The organism is Pseudomonas sp. TE3644, from assembly GCF_056278815.1.
In genome coordinates this window covers 3,871,088-3,896,870 of sequence record NZ_JBWBQF010000001.1, presented here as the reverse complement: position 1 = coordinate 3,896,870, position 25,783 = coordinate 3,871,088, and the positions used below count along the sequence as shown (strand labels likewise).

Below are 25,783 nucleotides of genomic sequence, written 5' to 3'. Positions count from 1 at the left end.
ATGTAGCCGCTGCCGCCAGGCTGCGCTGGCCTGTGTGAACCCTGGATATCTCCAGTGGGGCGTAGGGCCAGCGCAGCCTGGCGGCAGCGGCTACAGGGCGGCGCGGTATTTGCTCAGCGGCGCAGGTAGGCGCCGAAATCGATTTCGCCAGCGCTCAGGATCGCCTGCACGCGGTTATGCACGTTCAACTTGCGCAGAATTGCCGATACATGCGCCTTCACCGTGGTCTCGGCAATCTCCAGATGCCAGGCGATCTGCTTGTTCGACTCACCCTTGGTCATGCGCTCCAGCACCTGCAATTGCTTGCGGGTCAGCGCCTCCAGCAACGCCACTGACAGCCCGGGCGTCGGCGTGCCCGGCTGGGCCACACGGCTGGCGCCGCTGCGAATGATGTCGGCGGGCAGGTACACGTCGCCGTCCAGCACCTGAGTAATGGCGCTGGTCATCTGCGCGCGTGGGGAGGACTTGGTGATGAAACCGGCCGCGCCATAGGTGATGGCCTGCAACACCACCTGCTTGTCCTGCTCGGCCGACACCACCACCACGGGGATGGTCGGCGCTTGGTTGCGCAGGTTGATCAGGCCGGCCAAGCCGTGCATGCCGGGCATGTTCAGGTCCAGCAGGATCAGGTCCAGGTCCTCATGGGCCTGGGTCAGCGTCAGGGTGCTGTCCAGGTCGGCGGTTTCCAGCACTTCGCAGCCGTCGAAGGCGTCAAGCAACACCCGCGCCATGGCTTCGCGAAACAACGGATGATCGTCGGCAATCAGGAATCGGTACATGGGCGTCGGCTGTTCTTGTTGTGGGCAAAGGGCCTGGAGCAGGGTATCACAGGGTGCGCACGAGTTTGCCGGGGGGGCCGGATGTCGAGGTGCCGGCGTGGGCGAGGTTGGCAACGAACAGGCCGAGGGCCAGCCCGATCAGGGCCTGGCAGAGCAGGGAGGCAAGCAAGCGGATCATGATGGGCAGGCTCTTTCTAGTTATGCCCGCATTACAGGCGCCAGGGCCCTGTTTGCAAATACTGCTTTGGGCGCACAGTACCAGTACCAAAGTAGTAGTGAGGCGCGCGCAGGCGGGCTGCGCTTTGCCCCGGCAATGCTTTACCCTGACCCGAACTGTCCCTGCCAGAAGAACAGCCCATGACCCCCGCGATCAGTCAGTTGCGCAAATTCGTCTCCCCGGAAATCATCTTCGGCGCCGGCTGCCGCCATCACGTCGCCAATTACGCGAAGAACTTCGGCGCCCGCAAGGTGCTGCTGGTCAGCGACCCCGGCGTGGTCGCCGCAGGCTGGGTAGCGGATGTGGAAGCCAGCCTGGCCGGGGAGGGGATCGATTACTGCCTGTACAGCAAGGTATCGCCCAACCCGCGGGTAGAAGAAGTGATGGCCGGCGCCGAACACTATCGCGCCGAGCACTGCGACGTCATCGTGGCGGTGGGCGGCGGCAGCCCCATGGACTGCGCCAAGGCCATCGGCATTGTCGCCGCCCACGGCCGGCATATCCTGGAGTTCGAAGGCGTCGACACCCTTCGCGTGCCCAGCCCGCCGTTGATCCTGATCCCCACCACGGCCGGCACTTCGGCAGACGTGTCGCAGTTCGTGATCCTGTCCAACCAGGAACGGCGCATGAAGATCTCCATCGTCAGCAAGGGCGCGGTGCCCGACGTGGCATTGATCGACCCGGAAACCACCCTGAGCATGGACCCGTTCCTGTCGGCCTGCACCGGCATCGATGCGCTGGTGCATGCCATCGAGGCGTTCGTGTCCACTGGCCACGGGCCGCTGACCGATCCTCATGCCCTGGAAGCCATCCGCCTGATCAACGGCCACCTGGTGCAGATGATCGCCAACCCCCACGACCTGGCCCTGCGCGAAAAGGTCATGCTGGGCAGCATGCAGGCCGGCCTGGCGTTTTCCAACGCGATCCTGGGGGCGGTGCACGCCATGTCCCATAGCCTGGGCGGCTTTCTCGACCTGCCCCACGGGCTGTGCAACGCGGTGCTGGTGGAGCACGTGGTGGCCTTCAATTACAGCGCCGCGCCCGAGCGTTTCCAGGTGATTGCCCAAACCTGCGGCATCGACTGCCGTGGCCTGAACCACGCGCAGATCCGTCAGCGCTTGGTGGACCACCTGATCGCCCTCAAGCACGCCATCGGCTTCCACGAAACCCTGGGCCTGCACGGCGTGCGCGTGGCGGACATTCCGTTCCTGTCGCACCATGCCATGCACGACCCGTGCATCCTCACCAACCCGCGCCACTCCAGCCAGCGCGACGTCGAGGTGGTGTTTGGCGAAGCCCTCTGACCCGCGCCAGCAAGCCCTGGCCGGGCTGCTGGGGCTCACCAACCACTCGGTGCGCAAAAGCCACTACCCGGAACTGGCCGCGCGGCTGCAAGAGCTGGAAACCGAGCGCAATCGCTACCAGGCCCTGTCCCTGCGCCTGCAGCAACTCAATGACGAGCTGGAACGGCGCGTTAGCGAGCGCACCGAAGAACTGCGCGAAGCCCGCGACGCCGCCCAGGCCGCCAACCTCAGCAAGGACAAGTACCTGGCGGCGGCCAGCCATGACCTGCTGCAACCGCTGAACGCCGCGCGGCTGTTGATCTCCACCTTGCGCGAACGCGATCTACCCAGCGCCGAGCAGGGCCTGGTGGAGCGCACCCATCAGGCCTTGGAAGGCGCTGAAGACTTGCTCACCGACCTGCTGGACATCTCGCGGCTGGACCAGGCGGCCATCAAACCCGACTTCGATGTTTACCGGCTGGAAGAGGTGCTGGCGCCGCTGGCTTCCGAGTTCCAGCCGGTGGCCGAAGCGGCCGGGCTGGGGCTGAGCCTGCGCTGTGGGCGCTTTGCCGTGCGCACCGACCTGCGCCTGTTAACCCGCATTTTGCGCAACCTGCTCAGCAACGCTTGCCGCTACACCGAGCAGGGGCGGGTGCTGTTGGGCGCCCGCCGCCGTGGCCAGCATTTGCGTATCGAGGTATGGGACACCGGGCGCGGCATTGCCGCTGACCAGTTGCAGGCGATCTTTCTGGAGTTCAACCAACTGGAAGTGGGCCGCGCTGCCGAGCGCAAAGGCGTGGGGCTTGGGCTGGCGATTGTCGAGCGTATTGCACACATTCTCGACAGCAGCGTGCAGGTGCGCTCAACGCCGGGGCGTGGTTCGGTGTTCAGCATCCTGGTGCCGCTGGCCGAGCGACCGCCGGCGCCCAGCCCGGTGCCGCAGCAGCGTTTGGGAAACCCGCTGCCGGGGCGGCGCTTGCTGGTGCTGGATAACGAGCCGGATATCTTGCGCAGCATGGCGGATTTGCTGGGGCAATGGGGATGCACCGTGGTTACGGCCACCGATGAAACCGCGGCCTTGGCGGGGTTGGGCGGCCAGGCCCCGGAACTGATCATCGCCGACTACCACCTGGACCATGGCGTGACCGGGTGCGAAGTGGCCAAGCGCTTGCGCGAACACTACGGCCAGGGGATCCCCGTGGTGGTGATTACCGCAGAACGCAGCGACCAGTGCCGCCGGCAGTTGCAGCGGCTGGGCGCGCCGTTGCTGAACAAACCGGTGAAGGCCGGGAAGTTGCGGGCGGTGTTAAGCCAGTTACTAGGCTAAATCCAACCCGTAGCCGCTGCCGCCAGGCTGCGCTGGCCTGTGTGGCCCCTGAAAATCTCGGCTGAGACACGCGCCCCGTAGCCGCTGCCGCCAGGCTGCGCTGGCCTGTGTGGCCCCTGAAAATCTCGGCTGAGACACGCGCCCCGTAGCCGCTGCCGCCAGGCTGCGCTGGCCTGTGTGAACCCTGGAAATCTCCAGTGAGGCATCGGGCCAGCGCAGCCTGCGGCAGCGGCTACGTGAAGGGTGGCGGTTATCGGGTGTAGATACCGGAGCCCGCCAACCGCGCGCGGTCATGCGCCACCGTGAAATCCTGCAGCGGCCCCTTCGGCACCACCCCCGTCGGGTTGATGGTGGCATGGCTGGCATAGTAGTGATGCTTGATATGCTCGAAATCCACCGTCTGCGCCACGCCCGGCCACTGGTACAACTCGCGCAGCCAGTTCGACAGGTTCGGGTAGTCGGCAATCCGTCGCAGATTGCATTTGAAATGCCCGTGGTACACCGCATCAAAGCGAATGACGGTGGTAAACAGCCGCACATCCGCCTCGGTCAGGTATTCACCGGCCAGGTAGCGTCGCTCGCCCAACAGACTTTCCAGCTCGTCCAGCTTGGCAAACACCTCGTCGAACGCCTGCTCATACGCCCCTTGGGAGGTGGCAAAACCTGCGCGATACACGCCATTGTTCACCGCCGGATAAATAGCATCGTTCAATGCATCAATGGTCGGCCGCAACGCTTCTGGGTACAGGTCCAGCGTATTGCCTGTCAGCTCATTGAAGGCGCTGTTGAACATGCGGATGATCTCCGCCGATTCATTACTGACGATGCGGTTGAGCTTCTTGTCCCACAGCACTGGCACTGTGACGCGGCCAGTGTAGTCGGCGGTCTCGGAGGTATAGCGCTGGTGCATGAACTGCAGCCCATCGAGCGCGTCGCCCGTGGAGCCAGTGGCCTTGTCGAAGGTCCAGCCGTTCTCGCGCATCAGCCAGCTGACCACCGACACGTCGATCAGGCTTTCCAGGCCCTTGAGCTGACGCACGATCAGCGTGCGGTGTGCCCATGGGCAGGCCAGGGACACATACAGGTGGTAGCGGCCGGCTTCGGCCTTGAAGCCGCCTTCACCGCTGGGGCCAGGGCGGCCGTCGGCGGTCACCCAGTTGCGGCGTTTGGCGGCTTCGCGCTGGAAGGCACCGTCTTTGCTGCTTTCGTACCACTGGTCGTGCCAGCGCCCTTCGATCAACAGGCCCATGTGCTGGACTCCTCGCAAGACTTGATAAGCGTTGGAGTCCAGTTTACGGGCAACCGTTCGAATGAATAGCGCAAAACACCGGCAGTTTCTATCGACTAAATCGATCTGTCGCGTGCGTCCCAGTACTGACGGGCCTGTTCAAAGGCTTCGTCGCGGGTTTTGCCCAGCCCGCGCAACGCCAACGCCATGGTCGAGATCAGCGCCACTTCGCCGTAGCTGTCCTGCGCCTCGCCACGCCACACCGCCAGCATGTGTTCCGGCTCCAGGCTGGCCGGCTTCACATGGCGTTGAGCCGACAACTGCGGCCATTCCTCGTCCCAGCTCTGTCCGGCGGTGGTGCCGTACAGATGGCTGGGGCTGTCCGGATTGACTTCGATCTCGCCGCCATCGCCCTTGATGACGATGGCATGGTCGCCCAGCAGGCCGCTGGCATCGCGGTGCACCGCCTGGTAGCCGGGGTGGAAAATGCTCTGCAAGCCGCAGCGCGCCCCCAGCGGGTTGAGGATGCGCGCCAGTGAGTGGATCGGCGAGCGCAGGCCCAGGGTGTTGCGCAAGTCGATCATGCGCTGCAGTTGCGGCGCCCAGTCCACCAGCGGCGCGAAGGCCACGCCGTGGTTGTCCAACGCCGTGCCCACCGCGTCCCAGCCGCGGGCCAACGGGATGCCCAGCGTGCCCAGCAACTGCTCGGTGTACAGGCGCCCGGCGGTGTGCGCACCGCCGCCATGCATCAGGATGCGCAGGCCATTGCCAGCCAGGCACTTGGCCGCCAGCAGGTACCAGGGCAGGTGGCGCTTCTTGCCGGCGTAGCTGGGCCAGTCGATATCCACGTTCAGGGCCGGGGCCTTGAGCCGGGCGCGCAGGGCTTCGGTGAAGCCGGCCAGCTCCTCGGCGCTTTCCTCTTTGTGGCGCAGCAGCATCAGGAAGGCGCCCAGCTGGGTGTCCTCGACCTGCTCATCCAGCAGCAGGCCCATGGCCTCGCGCGCTTCTTCGCGGGTGAGGTTGCGCGCGCCACGCTTGCCCTTGCCCAAAGCGCGGACGAACTGGGCAAAAGGGTGCTCGGCAGGGGTTTCCAGCAACAGGGCAGGGTAGTCGGTCATATGCAATTGGTCGGCTTGGGCAGGCCCGCCAGCTTGGCGGCAAGTTTGGCGGGAGTGCCGTTGAACAGGCGGTTCAGGTGCGGGCTGTTGCCTTTGTCCACGCCCAGCTTCAGCGCGGTGTACTTGATCAGCGGGCGCGTGGCCGGCGACAGCTGGAACTCCTGGTAGAACTGGCGCAACACCTCCAGCACCTCCCAGTGCTCAGGGGTCAGTGCGATGCTTTCCCGCGCGGCCAGGGCCTCGGCAACGGGTTTGGACCACTCGGTCAAATCTTCCAGAAAGCCGTTCTGATCCAGCGCGATGCTGCGGCCTTCGACAATCAGTTCACTCATAGCCAGGTGTTGACCTTGTCGAAATCAATGGAAAGCTGCACAAAGCCCGGATAGTCCACCACCTGCGCCTGGGTGCTGATGGCGCGGGCGCGCACGTCTTCATCCAGCGCAAACAGCCGGCTGCCCAAGTGCGCCAGGTCGTCGTTCAACAGTGCGTACACCGCATCACCGGTCAGCAGCACGCCGTCCTCAGCACCCAGCAGCCGTAGGCAACTGGCCAGGCGGCTGTCGGTAAACGGCGAGTGGGACAACACATGCAAAGTAGCCATCAGAGGGTAATCACCTGATCAAAACGGTCGACAAGGGCGGCCAGGGCATCGTCTTCCAACACCTCGGCTTCCAGGCTCAAGGCTGCCGCGCCAAGGCCGCGCTCGCGCAGGCTGCTGCCCGCCACGAACAACTCCTCGACGCCGAACATCGGCAGCGCCTGCAGGTTGGCGGTCAGGTCCTTCTGCTGCACCTGCCCCGGCGCCTGGCCCGGCAACAGCTGAAACACGCCGTCATCGAGAAACAGCATGCCCAGTGGCAGATCAAACGCGCCGCCCGCCAAGGCGATATCCAGCGCTTCACGCGGGCCCGGGCCCGACCAGGGCGCCTGGCGGCTGATAATCAACAAGGATTTGGCCATGTCATACCCCTCCAAAGGTCACGAGGCGATCGGCCAACTGCGCGGCTTCATGCAACTGCCCCAGCCCCGACAGCTCCCACGGCGCCGGCAGGTTGGCGGCCGGGCGGTTCCAGCGCTGGGCTTCCTCGGCATTGAGCACACCACGGCGCAGCGCAGCGGCAATGCACACCACGGCGTCCAGCTTGTGCTCGGTAACAAAGGTGCGCCACTGGGCGGCCACGTCCACCTCGTCCTGCGGGGCAACCACGTTGCCCGAGGCGCTGTGCACCCCGTCCTGATAAAAGAACAGACGGACAATCTCATGGCCGCCCGCCAGCGCCGCCTCGGCAAACCGCAGGGCGCGGCGCGAGGAGGGCGCATGGGCGGGGGAAAAAACAGCAATGGCGAACTTCATGGCGCGGCTCTATCAGCAAATCTGCCGGAATGATAAAGCCTGGGCGCCAAAAAAGCCCGCCGCACGCGCCTCAGCGGGCGGTGTTGTCACGCAGTTCAGGCAGGAACCAGTTCAGCACCAGGGCGCAGATGCCCCCGGTGGCCACGCCCGACTCCAGCACATTGCGCAGCGCCGACGGCATGTGCGCCAGAAACTCCGGCACCTGAGCAACGCCCAGGCCCAACGCCAGCGACACGGCAATGATCAGCAGCGCACGACGATCCAGATGGATGCTGGCCAGGATATTGATCCCCGAAGCCGCCACCGCACCAAACATCACCATCGCTGCACCGCCCAACACCGGCTCCGGCACCGCTTGAATCACACCGGCCACCGACGGGAACAGCCCCAGAATCACCAGCATCCCGGCAATCCACACGCCAATGTGGCGGCTGGCAATACCGGTCAACTGAATCACGCCATTGTTCTGGGCAAAGATCGAGCTGGGGAAGGTATTGAACACACCCGCCAGCAGCGAGTTGGCACCGTTCACCAGCACGCCACCCTTGATGCGCTGCATCCACACCGGGCCTTCCACGGGCTGCTTCGACACCTTGCTGGTGGCCGTCACGTCACCGATGGACTCCAGCGACGTCACCAGGTAAATCACCAACATCGGGATAAACAGCGCCCACGAAAAACCCAAGCCAAAGTGCAGCGGCACCGGCACCTGAAACACCGCCGCTTCATGCATGCCGGTGAAATTCAGGCGGCCCATGTAACCGGCCAGGGCATAGCCCACCGCCAGCGCGATCACGATCGCGCAGCTGCGCATCCACACCACCGGCACGCGGTTCAGCACCACGATAATCGCCAGCACCACACCCGACAGCAGCAGGTTGTCGCCATTGGCAAAGGTGCCATTAGCCATCGCCGAGAAACCACCGCCCATGCTGATCAGACCGACCTTGATCAGCGTCAGGCCAATCATCAGCACCACAATGCCCGTCACCAGCGGCGTGATCAGCCGCTTCACAAACGGCAGAATCCGCGAAATACCCATCTCCACGAACGACCCGGCAATCACCACACCGAAAATCGCCGCCATCACGCCCTCAACCGGCGTGCCTTGCTTCACCATCAGCGCGCCACCGGCAATCAGCGGCCCGACAAAGTTGAAACTGGTGCCCTGCACAATCAACAGTCCCGCGCCAAACGGCCCGAAACGCTTGCACTGCACAAAGGTGGCAATACCGGAAATCACCAACGACATCGACACAATCAGGTTGGTGTCATGGGGCGACACCCCCAGCGCCTGGCAAATCAGCAGCCCCGGCGTAACGATGGGCACGATGATCGCCAACAAATGCTGCAGCGCGGCCAACAACGCAATCAACGGGCGGGGACGGTCTTCCAGGCCCAGCACCAAATCTTGGCTGGCGGGCGGGGAGGGCTGTTGCTGAACAGTCATGGCAGGGCCTTGCGAAAAAAAGAGCGCAATTCTACGGATAAGCATCCCACAAGGCCACTACCGCTGCGCGGGGTGCTTATCCTCGTAGCCGCTGCCGCCAGGCTGCGCGGGCCCCAAGCCACGCTAAACATCGCCAGGGTTCACACCGGCCAGCGCAGCCTGACGGCAGCGGCTACAGGCGAACCCGCACCCACAAAAAAGCCCGCCGAAGCGGGCTTTTTCAACTCAACCACTCAATCAGTCATCACGGCTCATCAGGCCGAACAACTGCAGCAAGCTGACAAACAGGTTGTAGATCGACACATACAGGCTGATGGTCGCCATGATGTAGTTACGCTCGCCACCCTGAATGATCGCGCTGGTCTGGAACAGAATGCACACCGACGAGAACAGCACGAAGCCTGCGCTGATCGCCAGCTGCAGCCCGCTGATCTGGAAGAACAGGCTGGCCACGGTCGCACCCAGCAGCACGAAGAAGCCTGCGGTAATGAAACCACCCAGGAAGCTCATGTCCTTGCGGGTGATCAGCACGTAGGCCGACAGACCGCCAAACACCAGCGCCGTCATGGCAAACGCCGAACTCACCACCTCGGCGCCGCCCTGCATGTGCAGGTAACGGTTGAGGATAGGGCCCAGCAGGTAACCCATGAAACCGGTCAGGGCAAAGGTGGACACCAGGCCCCAGGCCGAGTCACGCAGCTTGGTGGTGAGGAAGAACAGCCCGTAGAAGCCGATCAGCACCACGAAAATGTTCGGGTAGCCCACGTGCATCTGCTGCGACACGTAAGCCGTCACGGCACTGAAGGCCAGGGTCAAGGCCAGCAAACCGTAGGTGTTGCGCAGGACCTTGCTGACCTCTAGCTGGTCGGCCTGCTGCCTGCTATTGACTGCGTAATCCTGTTCGCGCATGGCGAGACTCCTTTGGGTTGAAACCGCGTTTGAAACGTTCAGATGCAAAGATCATAACAGACATGTGGAAAGGGGAAATGAAGAGAGTTTGACAGTGTGTTTCAATCGGGTATTATGCACGCCGCAACAGAGCTGGAAGCGTGGCCGAGTGGTTTAAGGCAACGGTCTTGAAAACCGTCGATGGGCAACTATCCTAGAGTTCGAATCTCTACGCTTCCGCCACACATTTCTCGTTAAAGCCCCGATTATTCGGGGCTTTTTCGTTTCTGGGGCAAGGCTTCGGACCTTTCTGAACCTCAAGTGTTCCAGAACTAAAAGCAATGTGTTCCACAACTATGCCTATTTTGACGGCTTGGCCGTGGTTCCCACGCGTCGATAGACCTTCTTCGTGATTTCGCTTTTCGTATGTCCCAGCAGCAGGCTCGCGTCCTCGAGGTTCTTGATTTCGGATGCTGCCTTGGGCCGAATATCTCTGAACTGAAAGGCTCCGATCCTGGTAGCTAGCAGGGCGTCGCCGTCCGCTTCGGCCGCCAACCGTGCCTGTTCCCGAGCTTCGTCCCAGCGCCGGCGCAACATCGGTGCTGACATCCGTTTACCGTGCTTGCTGATCAGCATGTACTGCGATGGATGGTGGGCATTGCGCTCGGTTATTAGTTGGATGAGCACACCTAAGGTATTTGGGGTTCCGTCTTCGCCCTGCATTACGATTCTCAATTTCTGACTGGTTTTGTTCTGCTGTACCAGAAGGTATGGGGCTTCAACGTCATCCTTGCGCATTAACAGCACGTCTGCTGGCCGCTGGCCTGTCAGATAAGCGAGGTCCATCGCCTCCTGCAGCTCAGGCGCTGCCTTGTCATATACAGCAGCCCAAACGGCATCGTTGGCGTAGTAGTCCCGCGGGGTCTCCTTGTTCTTGCGCACGCCCTGGCATGGGTTCTCCTTTACAGTGAGGCCCCATTCACGTGCCATGTTGAACACATGAGATAGGGTGGCAATCTCCCGGTTGGCGCGGACCTTGGCTGTCCGTGCATCCCGGTATTGGGCGATCATCGAGGGCGTGATGCCATCGATCGGTGCCTTGTCGAAACCCGCACGTAGGTGCTTGAGCTCCGCCAGGTTATCTTTCTGGGTGCGTGGGGCCTTCTTGGGAATGATGTCTCGCACATACCGATCAAAGATTGCCTTCATTATTTTGAGGTCAGCAGGTTTCTAGGTTGCTTCCAGCTCCGCCCATTTCATCCGGGCGAGGTCCAGGTCTTTACCCAGTGGAATATCCCGGCCAGTGGCATCTCGGTAGTAGTAGGACGTCCAAATCTTGCCGTTCTTGCGTTTTCTGGACCGTTGGTACATCCGGGGCGGTAGGTGTCGGTGTTCTGAATTACGTGGTCGCATCAATTGATCCGGGAAAAGTCAGGGACCCAGGCCGGTTCGGTTGCAGGCCCGGGCGCTTCAAAATAGGAAGGCGGAATGATGCCGAGCTTCATGCGGGCATAATGTCGCCCTACCAGGGGACGTTTGCCTCGGCTCTCGACGTAGAGCCACTGGCGATCATCAAGCCAGCGGCGCTGCCAGCCGCGCGCTTTGTAGCCCGTAATCTCGTACAGCTCCTCGTCCGACAGGATTTCAGATGCCATTTGTATGCTCCATGCCGCCGTCGGCGGCAGGTTGTGGTGATTGGCTGTCTCCAACGCACGGCTGGTGAACCTAGGTGAGTAAGGTGTTCACCTTCATCTGCGCCGGGTACGTGGATCAAAGTGGGCAATGTGGTGGAGGCTGTCAGCGTCGTCGCCCACGACAATGCGTTCCATTCCGTCCGTAATTACCTCGAGGGTCTTGAGTGGGATCGAGTGCCCCGGCTTGATACCTGGCTCACGGATATTTTCGGGTTGGCTACGACTGACTACAGCACCAAGGTAAGTAAGCGCTGGATGATCTCGGCCGTGGGCCGGGTGATGAAGCCAGGCTGCAAGGCGGACTCCGTGTTGATCCTTGAGGGGGTTCAGGGGGCTGGCAAATCCACAGCCATGCACGTGTTGGGCGTTCATGGACACCCCGATCGCGTTGGGCGACAAGGACTGCTTTCAGGCGATCCGTGGCAAGTGGATCGTCGAGCTGGGTGAGCTGGATAGCTTCAATAAGGCTGAGTCAACGAAGGCCAAGCAATTTTTTTTCGGCGTCGATCGATACCTACCGCGAAAGCTATGGCCGAAGAACAATGGATGTGCCACGCCAGTGTGTTTTCGTGGGTACGACCAACTAGGACGAGTACCTGAAGGATGCCACGGGCAACCGACGTTATTGGCCGGTGGCGTGCACGAAGGTCGACCTGGATGCGGTTCGCGAAATCCGTGATCAGTTGTGGGCCGAGGCGATGTATTGCTATCAGGCCGGCGACATCTGGTGGGTCAACCGGGATGAGGCGCCGATGTTCACCGAAGCCCAGGAGGAACGCTTCGTAGTGGATGAGTGGGAGGGGCCGGTTCTACGATGGCTTGAAGAGTCGGAGATCGGCGAGACAGCTACAGGCACGGACATACTGTCTGGGGCGCTGAAGCTCAACTTCGGTCACTGGGGCAAGCCTGAGCAGATGCGCGTCGGCGCGATAATGCGCCGGTTGGGATGGCGTAAGGTTCGACTGCCGGCGCTCCCCAGGAGCGGGGTGCGGCCTTGGGCTTACAAAAAAGCCGGTGGACTGGGGCAGCGACACAGCCTTGGTACAGGACCGATTTGAGGAGCCCTGTATCGATGATTAAGCGGATCGACGCAATGCTTAACTGGGCCGAAGATTCATAGCGAACATCCTGCAGGTTCGGATGTTGGGGGCGGGAACATGATTGCCATGTTGATAGCGTGTAAGGGGGAGCTGATTCGCGGCACGCGCGGCAATCGCGTGCTGCTGGACGAGTCTGCGGATATCGAGCTGATCGTCAACAAGCACATGCCGCCCAGGCTCGCCCTGGCGGTGAACGAGCATAACTGCAACCACGAAAGCTTCCTGATGCAAAAGCTGGTGCACTGCGCCTGCAGCGCCAAGACGTATTACCTGCGGCTGCATGAGGCGCATGACTTCATCGAAGGGATGCTGATGGGGAAGGCGGCGTGAAGGGCCTGCCATCTGCGCGTGGTGCGGTCCAACCGCCTTGCGGTGTCCCACGTCGGTCGGATGAAGCGGGACAGGTGCAGGCCGCGCGGGTGGTGGGCTGTCCGACTGTCCTGCCTCCCCGAGCGTGATGCGCATACGAGCCTCCGCGCGCGTTTCTTAATATTCTCTCTCTACGGGGGAATAGATTTAAAAGGTAGGACGGTGGGGCAGGGCCCCAGAATCAGGGCGCTTTAACTGTCCCACCTTGATCTTAAAGGTGGGACAGCCCAGACAGTGCCGCAGGCGCAATAGCCGGAATGGACTTATTCGCCGATATTGGCCAGACGTTCACCCTGTATTCCTCGGGTGGCAGTGTCGGGGGGGCTGCCAGTAAAATCGACCTGTAAAAAGTAGTGATCTTCGATAGGTGCGACTGCGGTAACCAGTAGCGATAGTTCGGTTTACACGGAGATCTTCGGAAGCCGCTTCTTGCTCTGCGAATCCATCTGCCTCCAGTGGCGAAACATGAGCGCCGCAGTGAACGCAAACACGATCACACCCACCACGTTCATGATCATCAGAAATACGCTGGCTTGAGTCACCGGTGGATTATCACGTATAGCCTGGATGATCTCGCTGCATGCTTTGGCAATCAGCACCGCAAGCGACAGATACATCCATATCCGGAATAGCTTGTTTCCTAGCTTTGACATTTTTCCTTGCCATGCTATCGCGATTGAACCCAGCTCATGACGTCGCTCCTCTGGTAGCGCCAAGTATTTGAACAGCAGGTCGATCAGCTTTACGCAGAGCCCAAGTACAGCGATAACCAATCCGATTGTTGCCATATTTTAACGTCCAAGTGATTGAGGCGAATTCAGATTATGGCACTCGCGTTATTGATTACAAATCAAAATGCCAATGCAATCTTAAACTCTGGTTTAACTTTACATCGAGCCATCTAATCGTTTGGGGAGTGAAATTGACGGATTCGCAACAAGCACTGAGCGAGATGCCCCTCTGGATGGTCATCGTTCTGTCCCTCGTCGGCGGGATCTCAGGGGAAGCGTGGAGAGCTGATAAGGCGGGAGCTGGCGGGTGGGCACGCATGGGTTGGCTGCGGGTTATCCACCGTGATGTTGTTACACGCGGCTGGGGTTTCACTGTTCGTGGCGGGTAGCCTAGGCTGCTTGACTGCGATGGCCGGGGCCGACGTCGCCATTGGGCTATCCATCCCAGCAAATCTCCGGCCGAGCACGCCGCGAAGGCGAGGCTCGCCGCTTTCAATCGCTCAACGGCTGACGTGCGCCTGGAAGTGCCCGGCCGTACTGACTTGTTTACCGAGCAGGAGATTAATGCGCAGGCGTTCAAGGAAGGGTTGGACGGCACCTATCTCGTCGACTCAGTCGAGCAGGTTTACACCCAGGCAGGCTGGTCAACTGCTGTCGAATGCAACGGCGGTAAGCAGGGGAAGGCAACCGCTGCGGGCAAGAAAGGTAAGAAACCAGGAGAGACCAAAGTCTTGGCTCTCTGAACACCCCCAACTTCAACGAAGCGCCGCCGAGCGGTTTTTTTTCGTCTGGAGAAAGGCAATGCACTTGACGGCAACTCGCGGAGTCCGAAATTTCAACCCTGGGAATATCGACTACAACCCTCGCAACTCATGGGAAGGGCAACTCGGTTTAGAGATCGGTGTACCCAACCCACGCTTCGGGCGCTTTGACAATGCAGAGAATGGCATGCGGGCCCTGTGCAAGCTGTTGCTCAACTATCGAGGCAAAGATGGCATGCCCGGTGTCGGTGGCCCAGGCATCGATACAGTGCGCGAAACCATCACACCCTGGGCTCCAGGAAACGAAAACACACCGGGGCTTATGTTGCGGCCGTTGCCCGTCGCCTCTGCGTCAATCCCGACGACATCATCGACATTTGGCGCCCGGCCACTCTGAACAACGTTATGCTCGGGATCATCATCCATGAGAATGGCGTTAACCCGTACCCACCGGCCGTGCTCACGGAAGGGCTCAGCAGGCCCTTGAAATGACCTCAGAACACGGGAGCGCCACCGGCATCGCAATCCTGGCGCTGATGCTGATGGGCTTTAGCGGCACTACAGCTTGGGTCTGGCAGGCCAACAGATACGAGAAGCAGTTAGCAGTTCAGCGCGTGAACTACGAGTTTGATCTTTCCTCCATCTCCAGTGCCGGCGCGGCAATGCTGCAGGCCGAGCAGGTGAAGCGGCTTGCGCTGGAGAGCGAGCTGGCGGCTAACGACCAGGAACACCATAAGGACTTGCGCAATGCTCCACAAATGCAGGCTCGCCTGCGTGATTGCCTCGCTACTTCTGATTTGCGGCTGTCACTCATCCTCTACCCGGCCGCAACCATTGGTGGCCGTAGCGCACAGTCCGGTGCCCTGCCGGCAGTTTGGTTCATGGAACCACAAGAGCCGAACTTGCCCCAGCGCATGCTCAACGAATTGTTGGTATTACCGGAGATGGCGATCGAGGATTGATAGCTCTGGTGGCATGTCAGGACTACGCTCGCTTAGTATCTGAGTTTACTCGATGAAGGGGTAGCAAGTGTTTAAACTCACCAATGGGCATTAAATGTTTTCAAGATTTGCTGGAGTAAGCGAGTAAGTTCAATGGCGAGAATTAACCAAAGCCGTGCCATGGATGCTCCGTTAGATTTTAGTTGGTTCTGGAGAAGGGTGGTTGCGAGCTTAAGGTAATCGTCGATATCGGCTTTGGTCAAGCTATTTTTATGTGGTGCTAGGTCGGGCGTCAAAAGATGTCTCCTGGTATCAATTGATAGCAGTTTCTCGCCGGTATCTAAAGGGTACCTAATGGGTATCTAATGGATGTCTAATGGGTATCTGATGGGTATCTGATGGGTATCTAATGGGTATCTAATGGATATCTGAGGGGTGTCTAATGAATCCTCGTAACATATCTGTCCGGAACTCAAGTCTATTGGGTGACAGGAGCAGGTTTTGGGCACGTCGGAACGTATGCTGCCGGAAGAAAAAAATAGGCTGGCCGGGCGTCGATCCTGTGAGGGGAGTGCTCCTGAGAAAAAGTTCAAGGCCGGCTGCCAGTACGTGCCAATATCTTGCATGGCCTTTGCTCGCGTAGATGATGCCTGTACGTCCGGCTTACGCGCTGTGCGAAATGCATCCCAGCTCGCCCATGCTGCATTGAAAACAGGCTCGGAATGCTCATTTGCAACCCGTAAACTCCGCTTCCTCGCCTGTTTTAGTCTTGCCTGGCCTTCGCTGGAATACATTTCATACTGACGCTAGCACATAGCTTTACAGTGATTAGGAAACACCAACGATAGTCGCATCATCCGAATTGAAGTCGATGTAATGCCAGCCGTTGTAGATAGTGCTGCAGCTGTATTTCATTTTGGTAGCGTCTTCGAAGTCAAAGCTCCAGCCTTTGGTGTTCTTGAAATTGATTCGGTAATTGTAAATCGTCCCTCGATCATAGCTGACATACCCTTCAGCTATACCTAGGTTCTGTACCTGCTTGGAAGGCGTGACCGGAGACGCCCCGGGTACCCAGTTCACAGGTAGAAATGCCTCCGAAAGCCCCGCCGCCAGAGCGTTGGCGTGCTCGACAACTTCATGCTCAGTGTATCCAGCATCAATGGGGTAACCAATTTCATACTTTCGACCCGCTGCAGAAGCGAGTTCAACGACGAGGTGCTGCTCGGTAGTGCGAACTTGAATGGACATATATCCTCCTTAATATAAAACCATGCCTTCGCGGCGAATGGAGAATAGTCACCTGATCGATAACTGTCAAAATAGGATTTTAAAGGGCCAGCCGGGCCCTCGTGGGGTGCGCATTTGCGAGTATGGGTAAGGCTCGGAGGTATCCGGTTGGTAAAGATCGAGAGCGCAGCAATATCGACGCTGGTTTGTTGAATCGCTACCAGACGATCGTGAATTGAGGCGGTGAGGTGAGTCGTAGAGAGATTGTGATCGCTGCGTTCATCGGTGAATTGTATGTAAGCGATTACACTATAAGGTTTGGGAGAACGTCCCACAGTCAAGGTCGTCGTGTGAAGCTGGACGCGACACCCCCGCCTTCCTGTGGGAGCCCATTCGTAATAATGCGTCCAGGCGCAAGTACCTAACAGCTTCGTGAAAAACTACCGCCCAAGCGCCTCCCTGATCTGCAGCAAACCCTCACGCCAATCCCCATATTCAGCGCTTTCCTGCCAAAGCTCCGAAAGCTCTGAATCAGCCGCTAACACACGATCAATCGCCGCCTGCGCTTTCTTCAGCAGCGCTGCATCGGGTTTGCCTGGCCGACTTGCAATCCATTCATCGAGCGACTCTTCCGAGAGACCGGGGATTCTGGTTGCTGAGCAACACCAAAGCCGCCGCTGCGGCTATGCCGCGATCTGCATCCGGTGCTTCCAGGTATTCATCTGCTGCAATCACGCCTTACAGGGCGGACTCAATCAGTTGAAAATCTTGCGTCTCGTTGAGTTCAATCGCGAAGTCGGCTGTTTCGTCATTGCCAAATGCATGAATAGACCACGTACCCATCGATATTGGGACTCCGCGGCCGAACAGGATTGACAGGGTTTCGCCTGCCGAAGCCAAATGCAGCTCAAGTTGGTCTGAGCAGCAACGTTCCGGGGAACACACCATGTCCGTCACCGAAGTCGCCAAGCACCTGAAAAAGGCCAGGCACGTCGTCATCTTCACCGGTGCCGGCGCATCCGCCGAAAGCGGTATCCCCACCTTCCGCGATGCCCTGACGGGGCTCTGGGAACACTTCGAAGCCTCCACACTCGCCACCGCCGAAGCCTTCCGCGCAGACCCCAGCCTGTGCTGGGGATGGTACGAATGGCGTCGGCACAAGGTCATCCAGGCGCGGCCAAACGCGGCACACGTTGCCATCGCAGAGCTCGCCAGACACGTGCCCAGGCTCACCGTCGTCACGCAGAACGTCGACAATCTTCACGAGCGCGCAGGTAGTCAGGCAGTGATTCATCTGCATGGCAGCCTGCACTCGCCACGATGCATCGACTGTGGTGTTGCGCACGAAGCTCCATTGTCTGTCGACGTTCTGCCAGAGGCAGGTGTTCGTATTGAGCCGCCACGATGCACTATGTGCGATGGCTTGGTGAGGCCAGGTGTGGTGTGGTTCGGCGAAATGCTCCCAGAACGTCCTTGGGCAGATGCTCTTGCCGCTGCAGAAGCGTGCGACCTCTTTGTATCTATTGGTACTTCGGGGGTTGTCTATCCGGCGGCAGAGTTGCCACTTCGCGCCCACGGCAGGGGCGCGACGGTTGTGCACGTCAATCCTGACCGTGTAGAGGTCCGCAATCAGGAGTTCTTCCTGGAAGGGAAGGCGTCAGATGTCATGACGGCGCTGGTTAATGAAGCTTTTGGAGCGCTGCTTTTCCCTCGACCATGACGATGTGCGTGCACGACGCGTTCACTGCAAGTAGGTGCTTGATCCTTTGATCTCGCCAGCCGCCCACTTCCTGTCGAACTCTTGCTTGGCCGAGTTTTTGTGGTCTACGCATGCAACCATCTGTGTGTCTGTACGCCAGTTGTCGCAACCTGGAGGGTCTTGGTAGAAGGCATACCAGGCCTGTTGCCTGGCCTGTTCGGCTTCGCCGCGCAGTCGGGCTTCCCTGATGTATGCATCGTTGGCTGCCTGCGTCGCTCGAGCCGCAGCTATCCTGTTTTGCCGGGCAGCTTCCACGATACGGGCCTGCTCGATTTGAGCGTGTTGGTTGATGGCCTCGATGCTCGCAATTTGCTGTTTTGCAGCGTCCTGGACAACGTGCATCACGGCGTAATAGCCCACGATTGCGATCAGCATCGGGGCAAGGATCTTGAGCATCAGCAGCTCTGGGACGATCGATCGGCGTCGTGCCATGGTTGAATTCCCTGAGAAAGGTGGCGCAATGCTACCTAGCTAGGGGAGGCGATGCCAAGCCCTGTATCTCTAACATCCGGGACGGGGTCAGGTGCGTACAACTCAATGGGTTTCAGGCGAATCGGATTGTTCAAGCGCTACCGCCAGGTAGCCTTTGTACTGGCGCCGTGGTGTTGAATCATCCAGTTTCTGATAATCCAGGTCTTCCTTGTCAAGCCCGTCCAAGCCTTGAATGCCGCCAATTAGCCCAGGCCAATTTTCGCGACCGACGGAGTCAACCACATGCGGGAGAAGGTATGCATCCAGTGGCTTGAGCGTTGGGTCGAGGATTTCGGCACTGAGCGCGCTGAGGTAGCCGTCTTTGGTAGTCTGGCCCCAGTTAATGCTGAAACCGGCCCGATGACTCAGCTCTGTGTAGATGAGAAGAATAGTCCTACCGTTACCATCCAGGAATGGGTGTGCCAAAGCAAGTGTTCCCATGACCTCGCCGGGGCGATCTCGAAAGCGCTCGGGCCTTCCAGCAAGGTAAATGGCGTACTCGGCTGCGCGAACAATGTCCGGCGAGTCTGCAAACTCGGTATACCCTGGCTCACCTTTACGGCCCTTTGTGATTCGCAGGTCTGGGGTGAGCACGGTTCTGTCCTGGCCGGCCCAAGGGTAGATATCGGAGAAGAGAATCCCGTGGACCCTTAGTATAGCCTGGTAGTCGATGGTTCCGAGGTCGGCCAGGTAAGCTAAAGCGGATTCGATATTAGATTCGAACGAAGAGTGCTCAAGTCGTTTGACCACATTTAGATCGGTGAGCTTGAAGCGGTTGCGAAGGTACCCTGCAGTTTCAAAGTCGCCGAAAGGGTCGAAAATCACGCTTGGAGATTCCTCGTGGCTTTGCGCTTGTCGGCTTCTTTTTCAGAGAGGTAGCGTACCTGCAGAGCGAGTACATCTGAGGTACTCATTACGCCTTTGCGTTTCAGGTTGACGAGCAATTGCTCTACCGTATCCAGGACGACAGTGTCGCCAGACAGTGAAGTGATACAGGTGGCCATCTGGCTGATGTCGTCTCGGATCGCGGACACCTTGTGGGCTTTAGCCAGCTTATGGACTTCACGGGCAACGCTTCTGGGGGCTGGTTTGGTCATGGACGGCGCTCCTGTTCGGTACAATTTCATTGTACCGTACTACAAGATCTTTGTATTTCTGCAGGTCGCGACCCACTGTACGGCGGTGCTACCGTGCGTCCGGTGAGCGGATGGTGGCTAGGGTGTCCCCCGGCGCCCCGAGTCACTCAGCAACAGCCGCCCCGAGCCGCCCGCGCTTGGCCAGAGACTCCTTACTCACCATGCAATACAAAGCCCCCGCCAGCACCAGCCCCACCACCCAACTCACATCCGCCCCCAACCAACTCGCCACAAACCCGCTGTAAAACGAGAACTTCATAAACGGAATCGTGCCGATAATCGAAACCGCATACACCCCCAGCGTCCGCCGATTAAACCCCCCGTACTGCCCCTTGGCGTCATACAACTCACCCACCTCATAGTGCCCGCGCCGCACCCAGTAATAGTCGGCCAAATTGATCGCACTCCAGGGAATCAGCAAATAAAGCTGCCCAATCAAAATGTCCGCGAAAAACGTGTCGAAGCGGTACTGCGTTGCAATGGCAATCAACGTCGCCGCCACGCCCAACCCAGCCATCACCAACGCCTTTGACGCAGCCGTGACAGACCGCAACCGACCAAAGGCCCCGAAGATCGTCACCGAAGACATGTAGGCGCTGTACAGGCACAGCACGTTGTACTGAATCACCCCCAGCGCAATCACGCCCAACGCCACAGGTGCCCACGGCCCGAACAGCACGGCAATGGCCGTGGCCGGATCACCCCCCAGCGCGGCAGGAATGGCAACCGCCAGCAATGCGCCGAGCGCCATCATCGCGAACGACCCCAGTGCGCAGCCGCAGTAAGTGGTCCAGAAGGTGGCGCGGGTATTGACGTTGGCCGGCAGGTAGCGCGAATAGTCCGCCACGTAGGGGCCGTAGCCCAGCGTCCAGGAGGCCGCCTGGGCGATGACCAGGTTGAAGGCGGTCAACGAAAAGGCCTTGCCGGTGACCGTGGCGGTCGCGGCGTCGCTGGGGTGCAGCAGGATCAACACCAGCGCAGCGCCAAACACCAGGGTGGAGATCAGACTCATCCACGCTCCCAGCCGGTGGATCAGTTCATAGCCGACAAAGCCGATAACCAGGGTCAGGACGCCGACCACCACGATCGCCTGGTTGTCGCTGATGTGCAGCAGGGCCTTCAAGGCATCGCGCATCAGCACGCCACTGGCGGCCAGGAACAGCACTGCGGCGACTACCATCACCAGCAACGGAATGGCAGCGCCATAGACACCAAATTGCGCGCGGCTTTGAATCATTTGCGGCACGCCCAGGTGGGGCCCCTGGGCGGAGTGGGCGGCCATGAAGATGGTGCCGACGAGGTTGCCAATCAGCAGGCCCAGTATCGTCCAGGCCAGGCTCAGGCCCGAGGCGATGCCCAGGGTGCCGACCATCAGGGCGGTGATCTGGAAGTTGGAGCTGAACCAGATGGTGAACAATCGAGCTGGCGTGCCGTAGCGCTCAGCGTGAGGGACGAACTCGATACTGCGTTTTTCCAACTGCACGACCGCCTCCTGATCCATTTTTTTGATTATGCGCAAACGGGCAGGAGGGCGTCGGCCTGACGACGAACACTTCGTAGTTAGTAACGACGATGCCGTTAAGCATTTCAGCGGGGCGGGCAGGGACGGTGATGTTGGACGTGGCGGCACGGATCTGCGGCGCTAGCCCGGCCCTGGCCGGGCTAGCGCCGCTAAAGCGGATTACTCACAAGTGCCGCCCTTGTGATGCGACCCGGTGCCGCCAACCGGATGGGTGCCCGCAGGGCATGCTGATGCAGACAGCGAAACGAGTGACAACAGAGCCACCAAACCAGCGATTGCAAATTTTTTCATACAGCCTCCTTGCACTGCGACATGCAGTAAAAGGCTATCGGCTAAACGGATTTGATCTTGATTGGGCAGGCGCGTGTTGCGTGCACCTGGGAGTGTATCGGCCACATCGCGATTATATCCCTGGACTGGCGGCGCAAAAAAAGACGGACCGGATATCTGCCTTTGGCGCGAAACCGTGTAGCCGCTGCCGCCAGGCTGCGCTGGCCAGCGTGAACCCTGAGGACTTTCAGCGCGGCTCAGGACCAGCGCAGCCTATCGGCTGCGGCTACGTGACCCCACAGCGGTCACAGTCTTTTGTGGATTGAGCGTTGCCCACGACAAGGACGCCGCAGTATGTGATCAGGGCCGGGTTATCTTCTCCGCAGGTAGAACCTGCATCACCAGTTTTGCGAACGACAGAACACCAAGGCGTACGCGCTCGCGTCACGGCCACACAATGCCAGCCGATGCTGTTTTGCCGGCCTTGAGATCGAGCGCCGCCTGGCGGCAGCTACATCTGTTGCGCCGTGCAATGGCCGTCGAGATCCGCGTTGCCAACCTTATGTGCTCGACATCCCCGCTAAGTGACGGGCATTCATTCCCCAAAACGGGTCTTGTCCTGATGAGTTACTGTGAATATTGGTTACAAATCCCGCGCTAGCCCCTACAGACCACTCGCGCTTGCGCGACTATCCTGTATACCTCGCACTTATCTGTTGGCCTCACCATGCTCAAACGCTGCACTCTCCTTGACCACGCCCAATGGCTAGGCCTGCGCGCTGAGCTTTGGCCTGACTGCGGGCCAACCAACGACCGCGACAAACACGTCATGCTCAGTGCGCCGCAGCGGTATGCAGTGCTGATTTTCACTGACAGCCATGGAGTTACCCACGGATTTGCCGAGGCCTCAATGAGGGCAGATTACGTCAACGGCACCGGCTGCTCACCTGTGGCCTTTCTCGAGGGTCTGTACGTTCTACCGGCCAGCAGGGGCCGGGGGATAGCACGTGAACTTGTGGGCGGTATTCAGCAATGGGCAGAGGAAATGGGCTGCTCGGAGTTAGCGTCAGACGCGCTGCTGGAAAATCAGGGAAGCCATGCGATGCACGAGGCTTTGGGGTTTGTGGAGACGGAGAGGGTAGTTTACTTTTTGAAGAAGCTGGGGAGTGGTTGAGGTACTGGCAACCGATTGGGCCCCGGGGCGCGATCGGGCGGGAAGTGCGGGACAGGTTGGCCTTTATTGCGTCGCGCCGGCCTTGTCAGCATCATTCGCCCCCATCGGGCAATTTGTTACCCGCAAACCACCCAACCCACTGAAAATTAAAATAATTGTTAGCAATCCCCCGAACTTTTTCATCTGGCGCGGTCTATTTGATCAGCTACTTGTCGAAATTGACACACTTGGATTCATGGTCACCAGACCGATCCAGATCCAACTGCTAATCAGAGACCTGCCAGATCATGAAATCCTACAGACTGCCGTTGGTGCTTGCCGCCTTGCTCTCGTTGGGTACAGCGGGTGCCGCATCCGCCACACAAATGAACGCGCCACTGTCACCGCCGGCCGCCCAGGCGCCTGCGGCGAATACTCAACCTGCCAACCCTTGGCCGAATCTGCTCAGCATGGGCGGGCAGCAGCCCGCCACGCTGCTGGCCCATGACGACCACTATCGTCACGACCGCCACTGGCAATCGCGTCGCGAAGAAGCGCGGCGCGCGCAGTGGCGCCGTGAGCAGGCCCGTCGGGAAGCTGAGCGCCGTCGCGAGTGGGAGCGCCGTCATCATCATCGTTGGGGCTGACAGTTACGGCACCCCGTAGCCGCAGCCTTCGGCAGCGGCTACAGGTTACGCAAGGGCCGGGTTGGTGTTGTGGGGCAACCACACTTGCGCCACCAACCCGGCCCCCTGCACATTTTTCAGCTCCAACCCCCCACCATGAATCTCCGCGATGCGCCGGGCGATACTCAGCCCCAGGCCGTAACTGCCTGACGCCGGATTGTCCTGCCGCGCCCCGCGCAACGAGGCTTGGCCGATGTGCTGTAGCACCGGTTCCGCAATGCCGGGCCCTTGATCCTTGATCAAGATTCGCACTCCCGACTCATCCCGCGCCAGCGATACCTCAACCTTGCAGGCATAACGCAACCCATTCACCAGCAGGTTCTGCAGGCACCGCTGTATCAGCACCTCGTTGGCGAATATCACGCCGCCACGTCCGTCCACCGGCAATGGCTCGATGGCGGTCCTGAGGTCGGCACACAACCGCGCCACCAGCCCATCCAGGTCCACAAACTGGCAAGGTTGCTGCTCCGCAGTCTTCAGATAGTCCAGCACCTGCCCGATCATCCGGTCCATCTGCACGATGTTGTGCTTCAACCGCTCGCGCTGCTGACCTTCCGGCAAGGTCTCCACCCGCAGACGCATGCGCGTCAGCGGCGTGCGCAGGTCGTGGGACACCGCGGCCAGGAAGTAACTCTGGTCCTGGATCATGGCGCTCAGGCGCTGCTGCATGGCGTTGAAGGTGCGGGCCGCGCGGCGAACCTCCACCGGTCCTTCAATCTCCAGCGGCGGCTGATCAAGGTTTTCCCCCAGGCCACGGGCGGCTTCGCTCATGCGCTCCAGCGGGCGCAGGCACAGGCGCACGGCCAGCCAGCAGACGCCCAGTACGGCCAGGATGCGCAGCAGGTAGACGCGCAGTGCGTAGTCGGCGATCAGCGTCCAGGCCGATTCGCCGCTCCAGCCTTGCAGTTCTTCGGCGTCCACCTGCAGCCAGCCACCTTCGGCCAGCGGCACCACGAACAGCACGTGGGCGATGGCGGTGCGCAGGCCGAACAGGCTGCGCCACACCACGGGCTGGCCTTGCTGGTCGGTGAGGTGCACGTCCAGGACCTGTACGGGCTGCGGTCGCCCCAGTTCATGATGCAGCGATTGCTCCAGCAACAATTGAGTACGGCGGCGTGCGCGGTGATCACCGCTGACGCGATCGCTGGGGGTTGCCAGACAGGTGACCTGGTAGCCCGTGGGCAGGCGCATCGCTTCAAGCGCCGGGCACTGCGGCGCGTCAAGCAGCGCAGCGGTGCGGCTGGCCATCAGGCGCACGGGGGCTTCCAGCACTTGGGCGAAGCGCACGTCGAACCAGATGCTGCTGGACAGCAACTGGATGGCCAACGTGCCGCTGACCATGATCACCAACAACCGGCCGAAGAGGGTTTTGGGCCACAGCCGATACAGGCCCGCGCGCAGCGGCACTTACAGGTGCTCGCTGTCGGGCGTGACGCTGAACAGGTAACCCTCGTTGCGTATCGTCAGGATCTGCACCACATCACCATCGCCCTGCCTGAAGTGCTGGCGCAGACGGCTGATGCACATGTCCACGGAGCGGTCTTCGGGCTGGTAGTCGCGCCCCAGCGCGCTGCGGGTCAGTTGGTCGCGTGACACCACCTGGTTGTGGGCGCCGAGCAGCTCGCGCAACACACGATAGTCCGAGCGCGGCAGGGTAAGGGCAGGGCCCTGGGGTGGCAGCAACTGGCGTTTCACCGGGTCCAGCCGGTAACCGGCGAACGACTCCAGTGTAGTGGCGGCCTTGATCGATGCCGCGACCTTGCCGGGCCGGCGCATTACGGCCTTGATGCGGGCCACCAGTTCGCGCGGTTCGAACGGCTTGGCCAGGTAGTCGTCGGCACCCACCTCAAGGCCGATGATGCGGTCGAACGCCGAGCCCTTGGCGGACAGCATGATCACACCCAGCTGCGAAGAGCTCTGCAACTGGCGGCACAGGCTCAGGCCGTCCTCGCCGGGCAGGGTCACGTCCAGCACCACCAGGCTGACTGGGTGTGCAGCCAGCAACGCCCACATTTCCCGGCCATCGGCCGCTGCCAGGACGTGGTAACCGGCCTCGCTCAGGTATTCGCACAACAGCTCGCGAATTTCATCGTCGTCATCCACCACTAGCAGCGTCTTGAGCCTCACAGGCACGGTCGGGGTTGGGGCAGTCCACTGCTCATTACATTCCATTACATATCCATACACATCGAAGGTAGAGCTGAAAGTCGATTTGCCTAAAATCGTATCAAAAATCATACGCATCTGCGACGCATTACCAAATAACACCTGGGGCAACATGACTGACTTCTCTTGCTTTACCTCGGCGGGCGCGCCTTC

26 protein-coding genes, 1 tRNA gene and 6 pseudogenes are annotated in these 25,783 nt (G+C 60.2%); 12 read left to right on the top strand and 21 right to left on the bottom strand.

Going from position 1 to position 25,783, the window contains the following annotated elements:
* Positions 1-113 precede the first annotated feature (113 nt).
* On the bottom strand, positions 114-779 hold the full coding sequence (locus ACZ9GA_RS17095; RefSeq protein WP_457361569.1) for a response regulator: 666 nt from the start codon (positions 777-779) through the stop codon (positions 114-116).
* Between the two features lie 46 nt (positions 780-825).
* On the bottom strand, positions 826-957 hold the full coding sequence (locus ACZ9GA_RS17090; protein WP_457361570.1) for a hypothetical protein: 132 nt from the start codon (positions 955-957) through the stop codon (positions 826-828).
* Between the two features lie 179 nt (positions 958-1,136).
* Between ACZ9GA_RS17090 and ercA the strand changes: the two genes are divergently transcribed.
* Together ercA and ACZ9GA_RS17080 are read left to right on the top strand one after the other, a co-directional pair.
* Positions 1,137-2,300: an alcohol dehydrogenase-like regulatory protein ErcA gene (ercA, locus tag ACZ9GA_RS17085; protein WP_457361571.1), complete on the top strand. Its 1,164-nt coding sequence runs from the start codon at positions 1,137-1,139 to the stop codon at positions 2,298-2,300.
* Entirely contained in the window at positions 2,284-3,606 is a 1,323-nt protein-coding gene (locus ACZ9GA_RS17080; protein WP_457361572.1) for a hybrid sensor histidine kinase/response regulator, read from the top strand. Before ercA ends, ACZ9GA_RS17080 begins: the two co-directional genes overlap by 17 nt.
* A 250-nt stretch (positions 3,607-3,856) precedes the next feature.
* Here the strand turns inward: ACZ9GA_RS17080 and ACZ9GA_RS17075 are convergent, their stop codons facing one another.
* From ACZ9GA_RS17075 to ACZ9GA_RS17040, 8 genes are all read right to left on the bottom strand, one after another.
* Entirely contained in the window at positions 3,857-4,855 is a 999-nt protein-coding gene (locus tag ACZ9GA_RS17075) for a glutathione S-transferase family protein (RefSeq protein ID WP_457361573.1), read from the bottom strand.
* 95 nt (positions 4,856-4,950) lie between these two features.
* Entirely contained in the window at positions 4,951-5,952 is a 1,002-nt protein-coding gene (locus ACZ9GA_RS17070; RefSeq protein ID WP_457361574.1) for a glycosyl transferase family protein, read from the bottom strand.
* On the bottom strand, positions 5,949-6,284 hold the full coding sequence (locus ACZ9GA_RS17065; protein ID WP_457361575.1) for a TusE/DsrC/DsvC family sulfur relay protein: 336 nt from the start codon (positions 6,282-6,284) through the stop codon (positions 5,949-5,951). Before ACZ9GA_RS17065 ends, ACZ9GA_RS17070 begins: the two co-directional genes overlap by 4 nt.
* Positions 6,281-6,553: a sulfurtransferase complex subunit TusB gene (tusB, locus tag ACZ9GA_RS17060; protein WP_457361576.1), complete on the bottom strand. Its 273-nt coding sequence runs from the start codon at positions 6,551-6,553 to the stop codon at positions 6,281-6,283. The genes ACZ9GA_RS17065 and tusB overlap by 4 nt, the downstream gene beginning before the upstream one ends.
* Entirely contained in the window at positions 6,553-6,912 is a 360-nt protein-coding gene (tusC, locus tag ACZ9GA_RS17055; protein ID WP_027978152.1) for a sulfurtransferase complex subunit TusC, read from the bottom strand. The genes tusB and tusC overlap by 1 nt, the downstream gene beginning before the upstream one ends.
* 1 nt (position 6,913) lies before the next feature.
* A complete protein-coding gene (gene tusD / locus ACZ9GA_RS17050) occupies positions 6,914-7,306 on the bottom strand; it encodes a sulfurtransferase complex subunit TusD (protein WP_457361577.1) in 393 nt (130 codons plus the stop codon).
* A 70-nt stretch (positions 7,307-7,376) separates the two neighbouring features.
* The gene (locus ACZ9GA_RS17045) at positions 7,377-8,756 is read right to left on the bottom strand and encodes a nucleobase:cation symporter-2 family protein (RefSeq protein ID WP_457361578.1); all 1,380 of its coding nucleotides are present in this window, start codon (positions 8,754-8,756) and stop codon (positions 7,377-7,379) included.
* Between the two features lie 237 nt (positions 8,757-8,993).
* Complete coding sequence (locus tag ACZ9GA_RS17040; RefSeq protein ID WP_027978149.1) at positions 8,994-9,665, bottom strand: Bax inhibitor-1/YccA family protein; 672 nt, start codon at positions 9,663-9,665, stop codon at positions 8,994-8,996.
* A gap of 134 nt (positions 9,666-9,799) precedes the next feature.
* Here ACZ9GA_RS17040 and ACZ9GA_RS17035 point away from each other — a divergent pair.
* Positions 9,800-9,887: transfer RNA gene (locus ACZ9GA_RS17035), tRNA-Ser, on the top strand.
* A gap of 117 nt (positions 9,888-10,004) precedes the next feature.
* Here ACZ9GA_RS17035 and ACZ9GA_RS17030 read toward each other — a convergent pair.
* Together ACZ9GA_RS17030 and ACZ9GA_RS17025 are read right to left on the bottom strand one after the other, a co-directional pair.
* Positions 10,005-11,057, bottom strand: a pseudogene (locus tag ACZ9GA_RS17030) (tyrosine-type recombinase/integrase).
* Positions 11,057-11,299 carry a DUF4224 domain-containing protein gene (locus ACZ9GA_RS17025; protein WP_457361579.1) on the bottom strand — a complete coding sequence of 81 codons (243 nt, stop codon included), beginning with the start codon at positions 11,297-11,299 and terminating at the stop codon, positions 11,057-11,059. The pseudogene ACZ9GA_RS17030 and the gene ACZ9GA_RS17025 overlap by 1 nt, the downstream one beginning before the upstream one ends.
* 126 nt (positions 11,300-11,425) lie before the next feature.
* On the opposite strand from ACZ9GA_RS17025, the pseudogene ACZ9GA_RS17020 reads away from it, so the two are divergent.
* Positions 11,426-12,418: pseudogene (locus ACZ9GA_RS17020) on the top strand (virulence-associated E family protein); the annotation flags it as partial.
* A pseudogene (locus ACZ9GA_RS17015) lies at positions 12,411-12,768 on the top strand (PA0613 family protein). The pseudogenes ACZ9GA_RS17020 and ACZ9GA_RS17015, both read left to right, overlap by 8 nt.
* Before the next feature lie 440 nt (positions 12,769-13,208).
* Here ACZ9GA_RS17015 and ACZ9GA_RS17010 read toward each other — a convergent pair.
* Positions 13,209-13,595, bottom strand: coding sequence for a hypothetical protein (locus tag ACZ9GA_RS17010; RefSeq protein WP_457361580.1), 387 nt, complete (start codon positions 13,593-13,595; stop codon positions 13,209-13,211).
* Between the two features lie 134 nt (positions 13,596-13,729).
* Here ACZ9GA_RS17010 and ACZ9GA_RS17005 point away from each other — a divergent pair.
* The 4 genes and pseudogenes from ACZ9GA_RS17005 to ACZ9GA_RS16990 all read left to right on the top strand — a co-directional run.
* Positions 13,730-13,976 (top strand): annotated as a pseudogene (locus ACZ9GA_RS17005) (phage holin family protein); the annotation flags it as partial.
* Positions 13,976-14,281 (top strand): annotated as a pseudogene (locus tag ACZ9GA_RS17000) (phage late control D family protein); the annotation flags it as partial. The pseudogenes ACZ9GA_RS17005 and ACZ9GA_RS17000, both read left to right, overlap by 1 nt.
* 64 nt (positions 14,282-14,345) lie before the next feature.
* A pseudogene (locus tag ACZ9GA_RS16995) lies at positions 14,346-14,791 on the top strand (structural protein P5).
* Positions 14,788-15,261, top strand: a complete 474-nt coding sequence (locus ACZ9GA_RS16990) for a lysis protein (protein ID WP_457361581.1) — start codon at positions 14,788-14,790, stop codon at positions 15,259-15,261. The pseudogene ACZ9GA_RS16995 and the gene ACZ9GA_RS16990 overlap by 4 nt, the downstream one beginning before the upstream one ends.
* 807 nt (positions 15,262-16,068) lie before the next feature.
* Here ACZ9GA_RS16990 and ACZ9GA_RS16985 read toward each other — a convergent pair.
* Positions 16,069-16,488, bottom strand: a complete 420-nt coding sequence (locus ACZ9GA_RS16985; RefSeq protein ID WP_457361582.1) for a hypothetical protein — start codon at positions 16,486-16,488, stop codon at positions 16,069-16,071.
* Between the two features lie 419 nt (positions 16,489-16,907).
* The gene (locus tag ACZ9GA_RS16980; RefSeq protein ID WP_457363703.1) at positions 16,908-17,114 is read right to left on the bottom strand and encodes a DUF4259 domain-containing protein; all 207 of its coding nucleotides are present in this window, start codon (positions 17,112-17,114) and stop codon (positions 16,908-16,910) included.
* 299 nt (positions 17,115-17,413) lie between these two features.
* On the opposite strand from ACZ9GA_RS16980, the gene ACZ9GA_RS16975 reads away from it, so the two are divergent.
* Entirely contained in the window at positions 17,414-18,187 is a 774-nt protein-coding gene (locus tag ACZ9GA_RS16975) for an SIR2 family NAD-dependent protein deacylase (protein WP_457361583.1), read from the top strand.
* A gap of 21 nt (positions 18,188-18,208) precedes the next feature.
* Here the strand turns inward: ACZ9GA_RS16975 and ACZ9GA_RS16970 are convergent, their stop codons facing one another.
* From ACZ9GA_RS16970 to ACZ9GA_RS16955, 4 genes are all read right to left on the bottom strand, one after another.
* Positions 18,209-18,658, bottom strand: a complete 450-nt coding sequence (locus tag ACZ9GA_RS16970) for a hypothetical protein (RefSeq protein ID WP_457361584.1) — start codon at positions 18,656-18,658, stop codon at positions 18,209-18,211.
* Positions 18,659-18,760: 102 nt separating this feature from the next.
* A complete protein-coding gene (locus ACZ9GA_RS16965) occupies positions 18,761-19,522 on the bottom strand; it encodes a Fic/DOC family protein (RefSeq protein WP_457361585.1) in 762 nt (253 codons plus the stop codon).
* A complete protein-coding gene (locus ACZ9GA_RS16960) occupies positions 19,519-19,794 on the bottom strand; it encodes a hypothetical protein (RefSeq protein ID WP_457361586.1) in 276 nt (91 codons plus the stop codon). The genes ACZ9GA_RS16965 and ACZ9GA_RS16960 overlap by 4 nt, the downstream gene beginning before the upstream one ends.
* A 142-nt stretch (positions 19,795-19,936) precedes the next feature.
* On the bottom strand, positions 19,937-21,316 hold the full coding sequence (locus ACZ9GA_RS16955; RefSeq protein WP_457361587.1) for a purine-cytosine permease family protein: 1,380 nt from the start codon (positions 21,314-21,316) through the stop codon (positions 19,937-19,939).
* Between the two features lie 1,036 nt (positions 21,317-22,352).
* Here ACZ9GA_RS16955 and aac(6') point away from each other — a divergent pair.
* The gene (aac(6'), locus tag ACZ9GA_RS16950) at positions 22,353-22,799 is read left to right on the top strand and encodes an aminoglycoside 6'-N-acetyltransferase (RefSeq protein ID WP_457361588.1); all 447 of its coding nucleotides are present in this window, start codon (positions 22,353-22,355) and stop codon (positions 22,797-22,799) included.
* Between the two features lie 287 nt (positions 22,800-23,086).
* Positions 23,087-23,425, top strand: a complete 339-nt coding sequence (locus ACZ9GA_RS16945; RefSeq protein WP_457361589.1) for a hypothetical protein — start codon at positions 23,087-23,089, stop codon at positions 23,423-23,425.
* Positions 23,426-23,470: 45 nt separating this feature from the next.
* Here ACZ9GA_RS16945 and ACZ9GA_RS16940 read toward each other — a convergent pair whose 3' ends face one another.
* A complete protein-coding gene (locus ACZ9GA_RS16940) occupies positions 23,471-24,871 on the bottom strand; it encodes an ATP-binding protein (protein WP_457361590.1) in 1,401 nt (466 codons plus the stop codon).
* Complete coding sequence (locus tag ACZ9GA_RS16935; protein WP_457361591.1) at positions 24,872-25,636, bottom strand: response regulator; 765 nt, start codon at positions 25,634-25,636, stop codon at positions 24,872-24,874.
* Positions 25,637-25,783: the final 147 nt, after the last annotated feature.